At 60.2% G+C, this 14,064-nt stretch carries 14 protein-coding genes and 1 pseudogene; 13 read left to right on the plus strand and 2 right to left on the minus strand.

Translation table 11 applies throughout. From position 1 onward, the window contains the following. Nucleotides 1–499 precede the first annotated feature (499 nt). Together H7698_RS28510 and H7698_RS28515 are read left to right on the plus strand one after the other, a co-directional pair. A complete protein-coding gene (locus H7698_RS28510) occupies nucleotides 500–1,528 on the plus strand; it encodes an AbrB family transcriptional regulator (RefSeq protein ID WP_194693638.1) in 1,029 nt (342 codons plus the stop codon). Between the two features lie 170 nt (nucleotides 1,529–1,698). Beyond that, nucleotides 1,699–2,166 (plus strand): cupin domain-containing protein, encoded by a 468-nt coding sequence (locus H7698_RS28515; protein ID WP_162441179.1) that lies wholly within the window; start codon nucleotides 1,699–1,701, stop codon nucleotides 2,164–2,166. An 81-nt stretch (nucleotides 2,167–2,247) separates the two neighbouring features. Here the strand turns inward: H7698_RS28515 and H7698_RS28520 are convergent, their stop codons facing one another. Beyond that, entirely contained in the window at nucleotides 2,248–3,030 is a 783-nt protein-coding gene (locus H7698_RS28520; RefSeq protein WP_194693639.1) for an alpha/beta hydrolase, read from the minus strand. A gap of 104 nt (nucleotides 3,031–3,134) precedes the next feature. On the opposite strand from H7698_RS28520, the gene H7698_RS28525 reads away from it, so the two are divergent. The 5 genes and pseudogenes from H7698_RS28525 to H7698_RS28545 all read left to right on the plus strand — a co-directional run bounded on the left by H7698_RS28525 (nucleotide 3,135) and on the right by H7698_RS28545 (nucleotide 7,239). Then, a complete protein-coding gene (locus tag H7698_RS28525) occupies nucleotides 3,135–4,421 on the plus strand; it encodes an NTP/NDP exchange transporter (RefSeq protein WP_194693640.1) in 1,287 nt (428 codons plus the stop codon). Further along, nucleotides 4,408–5,352 carry an aldo/keto reductase gene (locus H7698_RS28530; protein WP_194693641.1) on the plus strand — a complete coding sequence of 315 codons (945 nt, stop codon included), beginning with the start codon at nucleotides 4,408–4,410 and terminating at the stop codon, nucleotides 5,350–5,352. Before H7698_RS28525 ends, H7698_RS28530 begins: the two co-directional genes overlap by 14 nt. A 289-nt stretch (nucleotides 5,353–5,641) precedes the next feature. Next, nucleotides 5,642–5,848 (plus strand): annotated as a pseudogene (locus H7698_RS31980) (ABC transporter substrate-binding protein); the annotation flags it as partial. A 141-nt stretch (nucleotides 5,849–5,989) separates the two neighbouring features. Beyond that, nucleotides 5,990–6,889 carry a polysaccharide deacetylase family protein gene (locus H7698_RS28540; RefSeq protein ID WP_194693642.1) on the plus strand — a complete coding sequence of 300 codons (900 nt, stop codon included), beginning with the start codon at nucleotides 5,990–5,992 and terminating at the stop codon, nucleotides 6,887–6,889. Nucleotides 6,890–6,999: 110 nt separating this feature from the next. Further along, on the plus strand, nucleotides 7,000–7,239 hold the full coding sequence (locus H7698_RS28545) for a DUF1652 domain-containing protein (RefSeq protein WP_162440551.1): 240 nt from the start codon (nucleotides 7,000–7,002) through the stop codon (nucleotides 7,237–7,239). Between the two features lie 28 nt (nucleotides 7,240–7,267). Here H7698_RS28545 and H7698_RS28550 read toward each other — a convergent pair whose 3' ends face one another. Then, nucleotides 7,268–8,155, minus strand: coding sequence for a LysR family transcriptional regulator (locus H7698_RS28550; protein ID WP_194693643.1), 888 nt, complete (start codon nucleotides 8,153–8,155; stop codon nucleotides 7,268–7,270). A gap of 127 nt (nucleotides 8,156–8,282) precedes the next feature. Between H7698_RS28550 and H7698_RS28555 the strand changes: the two genes are divergently transcribed. The 6 genes from H7698_RS28555 (at nucleotide 8,283) to benB (ending at nucleotide 14,060) form a co-directional block, all read left to right on the plus strand. Next, complete coding sequence (locus tag H7698_RS28555) at nucleotides 8,283–9,431, plus strand: muconate cycloisomerase family protein (protein WP_194693644.1); 1,149 nt, start codon at nucleotides 8,283–8,285, stop codon at nucleotides 9,429–9,431. 10 nt (nucleotides 9,432–9,441) lie between these two features. Then, nucleotides 9,442–9,732: a muconolactone Delta-isomerase gene (catC, locus tag H7698_RS28560; RefSeq protein WP_162440554.1), complete on the plus strand. Its 291-nt coding sequence runs from the start codon at nucleotides 9,442–9,444 to the stop codon at nucleotides 9,730–9,732. Nucleotides 9,733–9,783: 51 nt separating this feature from the next. Then, nucleotides 9,784–10,713: a catechol 1,2-dioxygenase gene (catA, locus tag H7698_RS28565; RefSeq protein ID WP_162440555.1), complete on the plus strand. Its 930-nt coding sequence runs from the start codon at nucleotides 9,784–9,786 to the stop codon at nucleotides 10,711–10,713. A gap of 186 nt (nucleotides 10,714–10,899) precedes the next feature. Then, nucleotides 10,900–11,859: an AraC family transcriptional regulator gene (locus tag H7698_RS28570; RefSeq protein WP_328803780.1), complete on the plus strand. Its 960-nt coding sequence runs from the start codon at nucleotides 10,900–10,902 to the stop codon at nucleotides 11,857–11,859. Nucleotides 11,860–12,210: 351 nt separating this feature from the next. Beyond that, nucleotides 12,211–13,572 (plus strand): benzoate 1,2-dioxygenase large subunit, encoded by a 1,362-nt coding sequence (gene benA / locus H7698_RS28575; RefSeq protein WP_194693645.1) that lies wholly within the window; start codon nucleotides 12,211–12,213, stop codon nucleotides 13,570–13,572. Further along, nucleotides 13,572–14,060, plus strand: a complete 489-nt coding sequence (gene benB, locus H7698_RS28580; RefSeq protein ID WP_194693646.1) for a benzoate 1,2-dioxygenase small subunit — start codon at nucleotides 13,572–13,574, stop codon at nucleotides 14,058–14,060. The genes benA and benB overlap by 1 nt, the downstream gene beginning before the upstream one ends. The last annotated feature ends 4 nt before the right edge of the window (nucleotides 14,061–14,064 follow it).

Raw genomic sequence — 14,064 nt, forward strand, 5'->3', positions numbered from 1 at the left:
GGCTCTCTGCCGTAGATTTATAGAGAGCGATAGTCTAGTAGGCATTACTTCCTGACATCATCGCTAGATTAGGTGTCACCCGATTCTGAATCCCGTTAATTCCCCTGTAGCAGCTGCCGAGGCACGAGGCTGCGTTGCGTGTCCGCAGGACCGCCCTCGGGGGCCGCTGCGCAGCCCGACGCAGCCTCGTGCCTCGGCAGCTGCTACAAAGAGCGCGATTACGTCGTCTGCAAAATGTGGGCTCATGACGGCGATTGAAGGTGTCACCCGATTCTGAATCCTGTTAATTCCCCTGTAGCAGCTGCCGAGGCACGAGGCTGCGTTGCGTGTCCGCAGGACCGCCCTTGGGGGCCGCTGCGCAGCCCGACGCAGCCTCGTGCCTCGGCAGCTGCTACATGTGTTTTTGCTTGACGCTGCCAGTTGTTCAGTGGGAAAAAGTGCGGGCAGGACTATCGATTGGATCCAAATTGCAGGCCAACGCTGGAATTAAGGACGATTCATGAAAACGCTTTTGTGTTTGCTGTTGGCCATCGCGGTCGGCACCGCGCTGCAGTCTGTGGGTGTGCCCCATGGGCTCTTGCTGGGCTCGATACTCTCAACCGCGATCATCGTCAGCCAGTCGGGTTTTTCTCCCACGCTGCGCTTCAGCCTTGGCTTCGTGCAAATCGTCCTGGGGATTGCGACCGGGTTGATGTTTCAGGCGTGGGACAACCAGGCCGCCGCGTCGCTGTTGCCCAGCCTTGGCCTGTTACTCCTGTGCCTGGCCGTTCAGGTCGGCATCGCCGGGTTGTGGTTGTACAAAGTCACTGGCTGGAACGTCAAAGACTCGCTGCTGGCGGTCTATCCGGGGGCGCTGGCTGCGGTGTTTGATTTGCTGGAGTCCGAGCGGGCGTCCAGCAAGGTAATCGTGGTGCATCTGGTCCGGCTGTTGTCCATCACGGTGCTGGTGAGCTTCTGCATTCCCGGCACACCTGGCCTGGCCGCTGCCGAAAGCAGCCCTTGGGTCTTGAGCACCGTACTGACACTGGTGTCACTGATCGTGCTGTGCCTTTTGTTGGGTCGCCTGTTGTTGCGATTTGGCGTCCCGGCACCGTTCATGCTGACGGCCATCGTCCTCACCGGTGTGTTCATCAAGGTGGGTTATCTGCAGACGTTCCACATGCCGCAATGGAGTGTCGATTTCGCGTCGGTCCTGCTCGGCGTGTTGATCGGCTCGAAGTTCCAGGACATCAGCTTCAAGGATCTCGTGCGGCACGGCAGGGCTGGACTGATCGGCGTGGTCTTGATGTTGCTGGTGGCTGCGGCATTCGCCGCTTTGGCCGGGAAAATCCTCGGCAGCGACCCGCTTACGGCATGGCTGGCGTACATGCCAGGCGCCATCGAGACCATCACCATCGTCGCGTTCAGTGGCGGGCTGAATGTGGTGTTCATTCTCTCTCATCACCTGGTGCGCATGGTGTTGCTGCATTTTGCGCCGGCCTTGCTTATCCAGGCGCGACGCTGGCGGGAAATGTCCGAGCGATCCTGATTCGCCATGGCTGCGTGTATCAGCACGTATCAATCCCCCATGCAGCCAACTTCGTATACAACTCCGTAGCGCTCCTGACACGTGCGCGATACATGCCGGCCTTTGAATGAGGTCACCGCAACCGCGGCATTTATCGTGCACTGACTGGCTGCACTGACTGGAGAACCGCAATGTTCCGTTTCGACTTCCCTAAAACCGCTGGCTCGCTTGGCCTGGCCGTTGCCGCTGCAACATTTGTCGCTTTCACCGGTTTTGCCCAGGCTCAAGAAGCTCCAATCGGCGTTGACCAGAGCGTGCCGGCGGCGAAAAGCTGGCAGACCGGCCTGCACCGCACGGACCTGCTGCACCGTGACCTCGACGTTCCAGAACGTGAAGTGATTCAGGTACGGGTGGATTTTGAACCGGGCGTGGTATCGCCCAAACACGCCCATCCGGGTGTTGAAGTGGCCTACGTTCTGGACGGTACTTTCGAGTATCAACTGGAAGGGCAGCCACCGGTGACGCTAAAGACCGGTGATTCGCTGTACATCCCGGCAGGGGTCGCGCATGTGGCGAAGAATGTGGGGGCGAATACGGGATCGGAACTGGCGACTTACATCGTCAAGAAAGGCCCGGCGCTGGTAGAGATCGTGAAGTAAGACGGCTACATCCGGATCAATTTCGGTGAGGGGCGGGGGCGCGTCGAGCCAGGCAAAGGCCGTCGAATCAGGCCATTGGCTTTACAGCCCCTCGCCCAGCAACCTGAGGTACCCAGGGCTGTCGGAAATCGAATTGTGTCCCACCTCCGGAATCACCTCCAACACTGCCACACCCTTGGCGAAATGCTCGTATAAACGCTGCGTGCTCGAACCCGGTATGACCTCGTCCTGCCCGGCTGCGATCAACAACGTCGGTATGTTGATGCGCGCGGCGTAGCGCCAGGATTCAAACCGGTCCCGCAACAGCCACTTCACCGGGAATATCGGAAACTGGCGCGCGGCAATTTCTTCCAGACTGTTATAGGGCGTAATCAGCACCAGGCGTGCCGCCGGGCGCTGGCTCGCAAGGCGTATGGCCACGCCCGAACCCAGGCTGCGGCCCACCAGCGCAATGTGCGGGTGCTCGGCGTACACCTTGTCGAACAAGGCCTCGGCATCACGCGCAATGGCGTCTTCCGACGGCGAACCGGCGCTGCCGCCGTAGCCTCTGTAATTGAGAAAATAAAGGGCGTGATCAGGAAAGGCCTGGGCAAACGAGGGCATGTTGCGAGACACGTCCTCGGCATTTCCGCCGAAATAGATCAATGCATTGGGCCCGTCGTGCTCTCGCAGGGAAACCAGCACCTGCATGCCCGCGTCCGAGAGCGTTAACAGCGGCGTCTCGACGGACCGAGGTTGCGGAAAGTAGATCAGCGCGCGCTGAAATACCCACAACCCGACACACAGCGCCAGGTACAACGCGACAACGATAACGGCAATGAACATCAGGACTCGCGGCATTCGGCTAACGTTAGGTGGCGGCATTGAGGGCTCTGGGATTAAGGGTGGCGATCGCATGATCGCCGTCAGAGTGTAGTTGACCGGTTGTGAGGCGCGCCGATCCTGGCAGTGCAAAGAGGAGGGGATCGATGCCCGTCACCCTTAAATGGCTCACTGTTCAGCCCGCTGAAAAAACCGCGCTAATGTTGGGTTTTGCCTTTCACTTTTGCGTGCTCGCCAGTTATTACCTGGTACGGCCGCTGCGCGATGCGTTGGGGCTGGAGGGGGGCGCCGACCAGTTGCAGTGGCTGTTCACCGCTACTTTTGTGGTCATGTTGCTGATGGTTCCGCTCTACGGCGCACTGGTTTCGCGGCTGCCGGCCACACGATTCGTGCCGCTGATCTACCGGCTGATTGCGCTGTCGATGCTGGTGTTCGGTGTGCTGATCGCCAATCGCGTCGCGCCGGTGACCGTCGGACGTGTGTTCTTCGTGTGGATCAGTATCTACAACCTGTTCATCGTGACGATTTTCTGGAGTGTGTTGGTCGACCGCTTCTCCAACGAACAAGGGCGCAGGCTGTTCGGTTTCATTGCCGCCGGTGGCACGCTCGGAACCTTCATCGGGCCGTTGCTGGCCGCGACCATGGCCACCCGTCTCGGACCGGTGGCCCTCACGCTCGCGGCGGCCTTGCTGCTGGAAATCGCGGTGCGTTGCTACCGGGCTTTGCTGGCCCGCACCGCTTCACAGTCAGGCAAACAGTCGCTGGATGATCGGCGCCTGGGCGGTGGCATGCTGGCGGGCGTCACCCTGATCCTGCGTTCGCGATACCTGATGGGGCTGGTGCTGTTCATGTTGCTGCACACCAGTGCGGCGACGTTGTTGTATTTCGAACAGGGCCGGATCGTCGCAGGCAGCTACGCTGATGTAGCGAGCCGGACGCAATTTTTCGCTATCGTTGATCTGATCGTCTCGGCATTGACCTTGCTGTTCCAGCTCGTGTTGACGGCGCCCCTGATACGGTTGATCGGCGTGGGCGGCGCACTGGCGGCACTGCCGCTGGCCACGATTGTGGCGTTCGCCGCCATGGCCCTGGCGCCGGTGCCCGCGACTGTTGCACTGGCTCAAGGGCTGCGTCGGGCGGTGGAATTTGCCGTGGTGCGGCCGGCGCGAGAAGTGTTGTGGACGGTGGTCAGCCGCGAAGAAAAGTACAAGGCCAAGAATGTGATCGAAACCCTGGTCTATCGCGGCGGTGATGCTGCCAGCGGCTGGCTGTCCGCCGGGTTGAGCGCATTGGGCGCCGGATTTGGTCTGGTGGCGGTGGTGATCGTGCCGTTTGCCGGATTGTGGGGCGGTTTATGTTTCTGGCTGGCCAGGCGGCAGGAGCAGCGGGCGGCTGGCACACAGGTGGAAGGGCATTACGATGAACCACACTGATGGCATTACGCGTCGCCGATTACTCACGCTGGCTGCCGGTGTCTCGGCGGTCCTCACGTTCGATCACGCCACGGCGCAACCCTCGCCGCCGACCGCAACAGGAGGCAAGAACATGCAGACCCGAGCCATTCCTTCCAGCGCCGAGCCGCTGCCCATTGTCGGGCTGGGCACTTATCGCGGTTTCGATGTTGCCCCTGCAGACCCCGCCTACAAACAGTTGCCCGCCGTGCTCAATGCATTGTTCGAAAAGGGCGGAACGCTGATCGACAGCTCACCGATGTATGGCCGTGCCGAGCAGACCACCGGCGAATTGCTGTCGATCCATGAACCGCGCTCGCCGGCATTTCTGGCCACCAAAGTCTGGACGCGCGGGCGTGAAGAAGGCATCGCGCAGATGGAGCAGTCGTTCCGGTTGCTGCAAACCGACCGGATCGATTTGATGCAGATTCATAATCTGCTGGACTGGAAAACCCACCTGACGACGTTGCGGCAATGGAAGGAAGAAGGGCGCATTCGCTACATCGGTATCACCCATTACACGGCGTCGGCGTATGACGAAGTGGAGGCGGTGCTCAAGGCTGAAGCGCTGGATTTCCTGCAAATCAATTACGCGCTGGATGATCGCGGGGTCGAGAAGCGCATTCTGCCGCTGTGCCGCGAACGGGGTGTGGCGGTGATGTGCAATCGACCGTTTGGCGGCGGAGGCTTGATCGCGCGACTCAAAGGAAAACCGCTGCCGGGGTGGGCAGCACAGGTGCAGGTAAATAGCTGGCCGCAGCTGGCGCTCAAGTTCTTGCTCTCGCACTCGGCGGTGACCTGCGTCATACCGGGCACCGGGAACCCGCGTTACATGGCCGATAATGCCGGGGCGGGATTCGGGCCGATGCTGACGGGGGCGCAGCGTGAGCAGTTGATTGATCTGGTGGGGTAGGGGGAGAAGGTTGAAGATCAAAAGATCGCAGCCTCGTTTCACTCGACAGCTCACACTCCGATTAACCTGTCCCGTTTCGTGCGCTGCCTGCTGGCCAGCGCATTGTTTGCCGCACCGATCGCCTACGCGGCTGAGCCCGTCGTCCTGCACGTCGGTGATCAGAATTACTACAACGTCCGCGCCTCGGTCGAAGCCTCAGGCGTTCCATGCCGATTTTCTGGTGGGCCTGAACAAGGTCGGTGCCTGGGTCTGATGCTGTTCACTTAGCGATCGTCAGACGAGCAGGATCCTGTGGGCAAAGAAGGCCAACCTGGACCAGAACGTTTCGCGTCATTGGTTGCGTCAGGCACACATGACCGTCGGCCCGGTGGATACGCAGGCGGCTGCGGATTTGCAGAGCACGGCGGACTTTCTGTTCAAGGTCAAGGCACTGCCGACAGCCTTGGCCACCGCGCCGATTATCGACCGTTCGTTTGATCGATCCTTTGCCCAATAACTGACGGCCAGGCAGCGCTGGAACCAAACACTGTGTACCTTATCCAACCTCGGCCAGCAGCGAACTGCGGGCCGATAATGGATAAACGGGCGAAGGGTTTTTGCCATCAAACGTGACCGCAAGGGTCTGCCAAGGCAAAACATGAAACAGCTGTTCAAGGTTCTCGCTGCAATCGCCATCGTCACCGGACTGGCCGGTTGCATCGCCGCTCCGATCGAAATGACTCCGCAGACCGAACAACGTCTGCCCGGGCAAGCACCGATTCGTTTTCTGCTGACCTTTGACGACGGGCCCAGTGCCTCGAGTTTCTGGAACCCGAGCATGACCGTGCTTGATAGCCTCGCTAGCAATCCGGTGCAGCCGAACATCAAAGCAGTGTTTTTCGTCCAGACTCGGGCCTCTCGGGCGGGCGGCAGTGAGATCGGGCATCAGGTCATGCGCCGCGAGCAGGCCGAAGGTCATATCCTGGGATTCCATACGGCCACGCCTGGGCATAGCAATCATCGCTCGCTCGATGACGTCGAGTTGGAGCAATCGCTCAGCAACGGCACCGCCGACATCGCGGCGATCACCGGCACGCCACCGACGCTGGTGCGCCCGCCGTTCTGGAATTACGACAAGCGCACGTTCGCGGCCTATCAACGCCATGGCTTGCAGGTGCTGCTGACGGACCTGAGTGCCAATGACGGCAAAATCTGGGGCTTCAACGCCAGTCCACGGCGGCGGGCCAACATGCTTCGGCAGCTGTCAGTCGTGCGCGAACGCATCGCACTCGGCGAACTGCCGACGGTGGATGGGGTGATTCCGGTCGTCGTGACCTTCCACGACCTGAACCGCTACACCGCCCGGCACGCCCGCGAGTACCTGCAAATCCTCATCGACAGCGCCAACACCACCGGGCTGAAACTGGCGCAGAAACCCTTTTACGACGATAAGGACGAGCTGCAACGGGCGGCGATGGCGCGCACCGTGACCGACAGCTCCCAGGCGGTGCAGCTACCGGGGCTCTGGAACTGGATATGGGACGGGGATCGCCACTGATCAATGCCTGGAAATGAGAGGCAGGTATCACTTTTTACTGGCGCAGGATTGGCCAAGGGCATCTATTCTCATTAAGTTCATCCGTCCCACTGCCGCCCGAGACGCCAGCCATGGTTCCCATTTCAGTTCTTTGCAACATTGTGGAGTGTGGTTTTACCCCGTTGTCCTGCGAATGCACGGAGAGCGGCGGATTGCTGCGTATTGAAGTGTTTGAACCCGACACCGGGCAGGTTGAACTGTTGATTTGCGGTGTGTCGACAGAGCAACTGACCAGCGTTCGCGCAATCTCCGAGCTGGTGGGCGAGTTACGCTCGGAGATGAACGCCGGACGCCGGGCGTTTGCCGGGTGACCCGATTGGGTCTGTAGGCCTGCAGGTCCTACAGTTCAGCAGGCGACAACTCCTCAATCATCCGTAAGCAATGCCTCAACCCCGGTGATACATCCCCGACCCGTTGGCTGAGGATGATCGGCGACGTCGCGTTGTCCTCCAGCAGCGGGGTGAAGCCGATGTCATCGCGGTGCAGCAATTGCACCGACGCCGGCACCAGCGTCACGCCAATTCCAGCCCCCACCAGACCAATCGCCGTTTGCAGCTCGTTGGTCCATTGCGCCACATGAATGCTCACCCCATAGGATTCGAACAGGGCGATGACATGGTCGGCGTAACTGGGCCGTGGGTTGACCGGGTACAGCACGAAGGGTTCTTTGGCCAGTTCGCGAAGGCTGATCGGCGCGCCCAGTAAAGGATGGCCGGCGGGCAGGGCGGCGACGAGGCGGTCTTCGGTCAGCACGGTCTGGAGGATGGCCGGATCATCAATGCGGATGCGTCCGAAGCCGATGTCGATCCGTCCGGCCTTGAGCGCTTGCACCTGTTGCAGCGTGGTCATTTCCGACAACCCCAGTTCCAGCTCCAGCGGCTCGCCACTGCGCAAGCGGCGAATCAGATCCGGCAGCACGCCATACAGGGTCGAAGGCGCGAAACCGATACCCAGCCAGGTCTTTTCGCCCAGGCCGATCCGCCGGGTGTTGTCGCACACGTTGCCCAGTTGCTCGAGCAGGGCGCTGGAATGTTCATGGAAAAACCGCCCGGCATCGGTCAGTTTCAGCGGTCGGCCACGCTCCAGCAACAGCACACCGAGTTCGTCTTCCAGCTGCTGGATCTGCCGGCTCAGGGGCGGTTGCGCGATGTGCAGCAGTTCTGCAGCACGGGTGAAATTAAGGGTGTGAGCCAGCACCTGAAAATAGCGCAGGTGACGCAGTTCCATGGGGCCTCCATAAGTCTGTCGTTTGCATACCTTAAAGGTATCAAGTCAGACCAATTCTATATTGGCTTCCCGAAAAAAGCCGTACGAGAATCGGTTCCAGAACTTTAAGAACCTGACGGGTATTGAAATGCTTGCGACAGCCATTGAATCGATCGAGACGATCATCGTCGATCTGCCGACCATCCGCCCGCACAAGCTGGCGATGCACACCATGCAGAACCAGACGCTGGTGATCATTCGTGTTCGCTGTGCCGATGGCATCGAAGGCATCGGTGAATCCACCACCATCGGTGGGCTGGCCTACGGCAATGAAAGCCCCGACAGCATCAAGACCAACATCGATCGCCACTTCGCGCCGCTGTTGCTCGGCCAGGACAGCGCCAACGTGAACGCCGCGATGTTGCGGCTGGAGCGCAGCATTCGTGGCAACACCTTCGCCAAGTCAGGCATCGAAACCGCCTTGCTCGACGCCCAGGGCAAACGCCTCGGCCTGCCGGTGAGCGAGCTGTTGGGCGGTCGTGTGCGGGATGCGCTGCCAGTGGCCTGGACCCTGGCCAGCGGTGATACCGACAAGGACATCGCCGAAGCGGAAAAGATGCTCGACCTGCGCCGCCATCGGATCTTCAAGCTGAAAATCGGTGCCGGCGAAGTCAATCGCGACCTCGCTCACGTCATCGCCATCAAGAAAGCCCTGGGTGACCGCGCAAGCGTCAGGGTCGATGTCAATCAGGCCTGGGACGAAGCTGTTGCTGTGCGCGCCTGCCGGATTCTGGGCACGAATGGTATCGATCTGATCGAGCAACCGATCTCGCGCAATAACCGCTCCGGCATGGTGCGGCTGAATGCCATGAGCCCGGCGCCGATCATGGCCGATGAGTCCATCGAATGCGTGGAGGATGCTTTCAATCTGGCCCGCGAAGGCGCGGCGTCGATTTTCGCCTTGAAGATCGCAAAGAACGGCGGCCCTCGCGCGGTGCTGAAGACCGCCGCCATCGCCGAAGCGGCGGGTATCGGCCTGTACGGCGGGACCATGCTCGAAGGTGGTGTCGGCACTATGGCGTCTGCCCATGCCTTCATCACGTTGAACAAGCTGGCCTGGGACACCGAGTTGTTCGGGCCGTTGCTGCTGACCGAGGACATCCTCAGCGAGCCGCTGGTCTACCGCGATTTCGAGCTGCACGTGCCTAAAACACCGGGCCTGGGCCTGAGTCTGGATGAAGAGCGCCTGGCGTTTTACCGTCGCGACAAGTCATCCACCGTTCTTCATCACGTCTGAGGAGTGCATCATGCTGTTCCACGTAAAAATGACCGTGAACCTGCCGGTCGACATGAACCCTGAAGTGGCCGCCCGGCTGAAGGCTGACGAAAAGGCTTTCTCCCAGCGCCTGCAAGAGCAGGGCAAGTGGCGTCACCTGTGGCGCATTGCCGGGCTCTATGCCAATTACAGCGTGTTCGACGTCGACAGCGTTCAGGAGCTGCATGACCTGCTGATGCAATTGCCGCTTTACCCGTACATGGCGATCGAAGTCACCGCGATGTGCCGGCATCCTTCGTCGATTCGCGAGGATGACCGCTGAGCCCAGCCTGCTCAGTTCGCTACGCTAATAATTACAAGATGAGGAACCACCATGAACGTCAAGATTTCCCACACTGCCGCTGCCCAGAAATTTCTCGAAGAAGCCAGTGGCCTGCAAAACGACGCCGGCAGCCCGCGTGTCAAAGCCCTGGTTTATCGCATCCTGCGTGACTCGGTGAACATCATCGAAGACCTGGCCGTGACGCCGGAAGAGTTCTGGAAAGCCGTCAACTACCTCAACGTGTTGGGCGCGCGCCAAGAGGCCGGACTGGTAGTGGCAGGGCTTGGGCTGGAGCATTACCTCGACCTGCTGATGGACGCCGAAGACGAGGCGGCCGGCAAGGCTGGCGGCACGCCACGGACCATCGAAGGGCCGTTGTATGTGGCCGGTGCACCGCTCTCGGACTTCGAAGCGCGACTGGATGATGGCGTGGATCCGGGTGTGACGCTGTTCATGCAGGGCCAGGTGCTCAACACCGCGGGCGAACCGCTGGCCGGTGCGGTCGTGGACGTCTGGCACGCCAATACCGGCGGCACCTACTCTTACTTCGATACCACCCAATCGGAATTCAACCTGCGCCGGCGCATCGTCACTGACGCCGAGGGTCGTTATCGCTTTCGCAGCATCGTGCCGTCGGGCTATGGCTGCCCGCCGGATGGTCCGACCCAACAACTGCTCGATCAGCTGGGGCGTCATGGTCAGCGGCCGGCGCACATTCACTTCTTCATTTCCGCGCCGGATCATCGCCACCTGACCACCCAGATCAACCTGGATGGCGATGAGTACCTGCACGACGATTTCGCCTATGCCACCCGTGATGAGCTGATCGCAAAAATCACCTTCAGTGAAGATCAGGCCCGTGCAGCGGCGCATGGCGTGAGCGGTCGGTTTGCCGAAATCGAATTCGACTTCACCCTGCAGTCGTCCGCCCAACCGGACGAGCAACAGCGCCCTGAGCGGGTCCGCGCACTGGAGGATTGAATCGCGATTTGAACCGACCTGCAGGAGCTGAGCTTGCTCGCGATGGCGGTGTGTCAGTTGAAGAGATTCAAACTGATACAGCGCCATCGCGAGCAAGCTCGGCTCCTACAGGGGAGGCGGTGACCTGTCGTGGACACTGTTCTAGAATGACCCGACGCAACCTAAAACAACAACGAGAGTGCCCCGATGATGCACGCGCAGCTGTTGAGTCAGCGCAGCAGAGTATTCGACCACGCCGATCCTTATGCGGTGTCGGGTTACGTCAATCAGCATGTCGGTAATCACCACATTCTGATGCCTCGCGCGGGGCGTCCGCTGGCCAGTCTCGATCATCGTAAATTCGCCAGCCTCGACCTCTGCCGCATCAGCTATGGCGCCCCTGTGCGGGTGACGTCGGGTGCGCTGGACAGCATCTATCACTTGCAGGTGTTACTCGGTGGTCATTGCCTCTGGCGGGGACATGGCGAGGAGCATTATTTCGCGCCGGGTGAACTGTTGTTGATCAACCCCGACGATCCGGTGGACCTGACCTATTCCGACGATTGCGAAAAATTCATTCTCAAAGTTCCGGCATTGCTGCTCGAATCCGTGTGCAACGAACAGCGTTGGCATTACCCGGACCAGGGCGTGCGGTTTCTGGAGAATCGCTATCAGCTCAACGAGCTGGAAGGTTTTGTGGGGCTGCTGGCGATGATTTGCCAGGAGGCCGAGGCCACTGAGCAAATCCCCAAGGTGCAGGAGCATTACGCGCAGATCATAGTCAGCAAGATGCTGAGTTTGATGAAAACCAATGTCAGCCGCGTCAACCCGGGTTCGCCGTCGGCAACGTTCGAGGCGATTGCCGACTACATTGCGCGCAATCTCAAGCACGACATCGACAGCGAAGAACTGGCACGCCAGGCGCACATCAGCCTGCGTTCGTTGTACGGATTGTTCGAGCGCAACGCCGGCACCACGCCGAAAAGCTACATCCGCCAGAAACGTCTGGAACGTATCAACGCCTGCCTGAGCGACCCCACCTGCAACGTGCGCAACGTCACGGAAGTGGCGATGGATTACGGTTTCCTGCACTTGGGCAGGTTCTCCAGCAGTTACCGCCAACAGTTCGGCGAACTGCCTTCCGATACCCTCAAGCGTCGGCATTGATGTAACTACACAACAAAACCTGTAGCAGCTGCCGAGCCTGCGAGGCTGCGTTCGAGTGCGCAGCGCTCGCAAGATGGCAGGCGAATGCTGCGCATCCGAACGCAGCTACAACGCAAAACCTGTAGCAGCTGCCGAGCCTGCGAGGCTGCGTTCGAGTGCGCAGCGCTCGCAAAATGGCATGCGAATGCTGCGCATCCGAACGCAGCCTCGCGGGCTCGGCAGCTGCTACAGGGGGCGGCGCCGGTTTCTGTATTGCACAAAACGGATACAGGTCTGCACCCTTCGGATAGTCCGCCTCAACCCCCCGACCTAGCATGGCCCTGCCTGATAAAAACAATGGAGGCGGCGGCCATGACCCTGCGACCCGAATACCTTCACTCCTTGCTTGAAGACAATCCAGAGCAAGGCATCTATCGCTGCAAGCGCGAGATGTTTACCGACCCGCGCTTGTTCGACCTGGAGATGGAACACATCTTCGAAGGCAACTGGCTGTACCTCGCCCACGAAAGCCAGATCCCCAACAAGAACGATTTCTACACCACCACCATGGGGCGCCAGTCGATCTTTATCGCGCGCAACAAGGACGGTGAACTCAACGCGTTCATCAATGCCTGCAGCCACCGTGGTGCGACGCTTTGCCGGCACAAGTCCGGCAACAAGAGCTCCTACACCTGCCCGTTCCACGGCTGGACCTTCAACACCTCCGGCAAGCTGCTCAAGGTCAAAGACCCGGCAGCGGCAGGCTACCCGGCGAGTTTCAACTGCGAAGGCTCCCACGACCTGACCAAAGTCGCCCGTTTCGAGTCCTATCGCGGCTTCCTGTTCGGCAGCCTCAAGGCAGACGTGGTGCCGCTGGTGGAGCACCTGGGCGAGTCAGCGAAAATCATCGACATGATCGTCGACCAGTCCGCCGACGGCCTTGAAGTGCTGCGCGGTTCCTCCAGCTACATCTACGAAGGCAACTGGAAACTCACCGCCGAAAACGGCGCCGATGGCTATCACGTCAGCTCCGTGCACTGGAACTACGCGGCCACGCAGAACCAGCGCAAGCAGCGCGAGGCCGGTGACAGCAACCCGACCATGAGCGCCGGCACCTGGGCCAAACAGGGCGGCGGTTTCTATTCGTTCGACAAGGGGCACATGCTGCTCTGGACCCGCTGGTCCAATCCCGAGGACCGCCCGCTGTACGAGCGCCGCGACGAGTTGGCCAATGATTTTGGTAAAGCCCGTGCCGACTGGATGATCGAGAACTCGCGCAACCTGTGCCTGTACCCGAACGTGTACCTGATGGACCAGTTCAGCTCGCAGATTCGCATCGCCCGGCCGATTTCGGTCAACCGCACGGAAATCACCATCTATTGCATCGCCCCCAAAGGCGAAAGCGATCACGCGCGGTCGAGCCGAATTCGTCAGTACGAAGATTTCTTCAACGTCAGTGGCATGGCCACGCCGGACGATCTGGAAGAGTTCCGGTCCTGCCAGACCAGCTACCAAGGCAGCGTCACCACCTGGAACGACATGTCCCGGGGGGCTGAGCACTGGATTGAAGGGGCCGACGAGGCCGCGAAGGAAATCGACCTGCATCCGCTGCTCAGCGGCGTGCGCACCGAAGACGAAGGGCTGTTCGTGCTGCAGCACAAATACTGGCAGCAGACCATGCTCAAGGCCCTGGCCGTCGAGCAGTCCGCGCTGATTGCCGTGGAGGAAGTGTGATGATCGCCACCTACGACGCCGTGCGGGATTTTCTCTACCGCGAAGCGCGCTACCTCGACGACCGCCAGTGGGATCAATGGCTGGAGCTGTACGCACCGGACGCGACATTCTGGATGCCTTCGTGGGACGACAACGATGAGCTGACCGAAGACCCGCAGCGGGAAATCTCACTGATCTGGTACGGCAACCGCACCGGGCTTGAAGACCGTGTATTCCGCATCAAGACCGAGCGTTCCAGTGCGAGCATTCCGGACACTCGCACTTCCCACAACATCAGCAACATCGAGCTGCTTGAACAGGCTGACGGGGTCTGCAAGGTGCGCTTCAACTGGCACACCCTGAGTTTTCGCTACAAGACCGTCGACAGCTATTTCGGCAGCAGTTTCTACACCCTCGACGTGCGCGGTGAAAACCCGCTGATCAAGGCCAAGAAAGTGATCCTGAAGAACGACTACGTTCGCCAGGTCATCGATGTTTACCACCTGTGAGGCA

This window comes from Pseudomonas sp. p50(2008), from assembly GCF_015351605.1.
Taxonomy (GTDB): Bacteria; Pseudomonadota; Gammaproteobacteria; order Pseudomonadales; family Pseudomonadaceae; genus Aquipseudomonas.

What these genes read in the sequence shown, in the direction of transcription:
- H7698_RS28555 (WP_194693644.1), top strand. Translation starts at nt 8,283, where the DNA reads ATGCTTGCGACAGCCATTGAATCGATCGAGACGATCATCGTCGATCTG.
- catC (WP_162440554.1), top strand. Translation starts at nt 9,442, where the DNA reads ATGCTGTTCCACGTAAAAATGACCGTGAACCTGCCGGTCGACATGAAC.
- H7698_RS28520 (WP_194693639.1), bottom strand. Translation starts at nt 3,030, where the DNA reads ATGCCGCCACCTAACGTTAGCCGAATGCCGCGAGTCCTGATGTTCATT.
- H7698_RS28540 (WP_194693642.1), top strand. Translation starts at nt 5,990, where the DNA reads ATGAAACAGCTGTTCAAGGTTCTCGCTGCAATCGCCATCGTCACCGGA.
- H7698_RS28515 (WP_162441179.1), top strand. Translation starts at nt 1,699, where the DNA reads ATGTTCCGTTTCGACTTCCCTAAAACCGCTGGCTCGCTTGGCCTGGCC.
- catA (WP_162440555.1), top strand. Translation starts at nt 9,784, where the DNA reads ATGAACGTCAAGATTTCCCACACTGCCGCTGCCCAGAAATTTCTCGAA.
- H7698_RS28525 (WP_194693640.1), top strand. Translation starts at nt 3,135, where the DNA reads ATGCCCGTCACCCTTAAATGGCTCACTGTTCAGCCCGCTGAAAAAACC.
- benB (WP_194693646.1), top strand. Translation starts at nt 13,572, where the DNA reads ATGATCGCCACCTACGACGCCGTGCGGGATTTTCTCTACCGCGAAGCG.
- H7698_RS28570 (WP_328803780.1), top strand. Translation starts at nt 10,900, where the DNA reads ATGATGCACGCGCAGCTGTTGAGTCAGCGCAGCAGAGTATTCGACCAC.
- benA (WP_194693645.1), top strand. Translation starts at nt 12,211, where the DNA reads ATGACCCTGCGACCCGAATACCTTCACTCCTTGCTTGAAGACAATCCA.
- H7698_RS28530 (WP_194693641.1), top strand. Translation starts at nt 4,408, where the DNA reads ATGAACCACACTGATGGCATTACGCGTCGCCGATTACTCACGCTGGCT.
- H7698_RS28550 (WP_194693643.1), bottom strand. Translation starts at nt 8,155, where the DNA reads ATGGAACTGCGTCACCTGCGCTATTTTCAGGTGCTGGCTCACACCCTT.
- H7698_RS28545 (WP_162440551.1), top strand. Translation starts at nt 7,000, where the DNA reads ATGGTTCCCATTTCAGTTCTTTGCAACATTGTGGAGTGTGGTTTTACC.
- H7698_RS28510 (WP_194693638.1), top strand. Translation starts at nt 500, where the DNA reads ATGAAAACGCTTTTGTGTTTGCTGTTGGCCATCGCGGTCGGCACCGCG.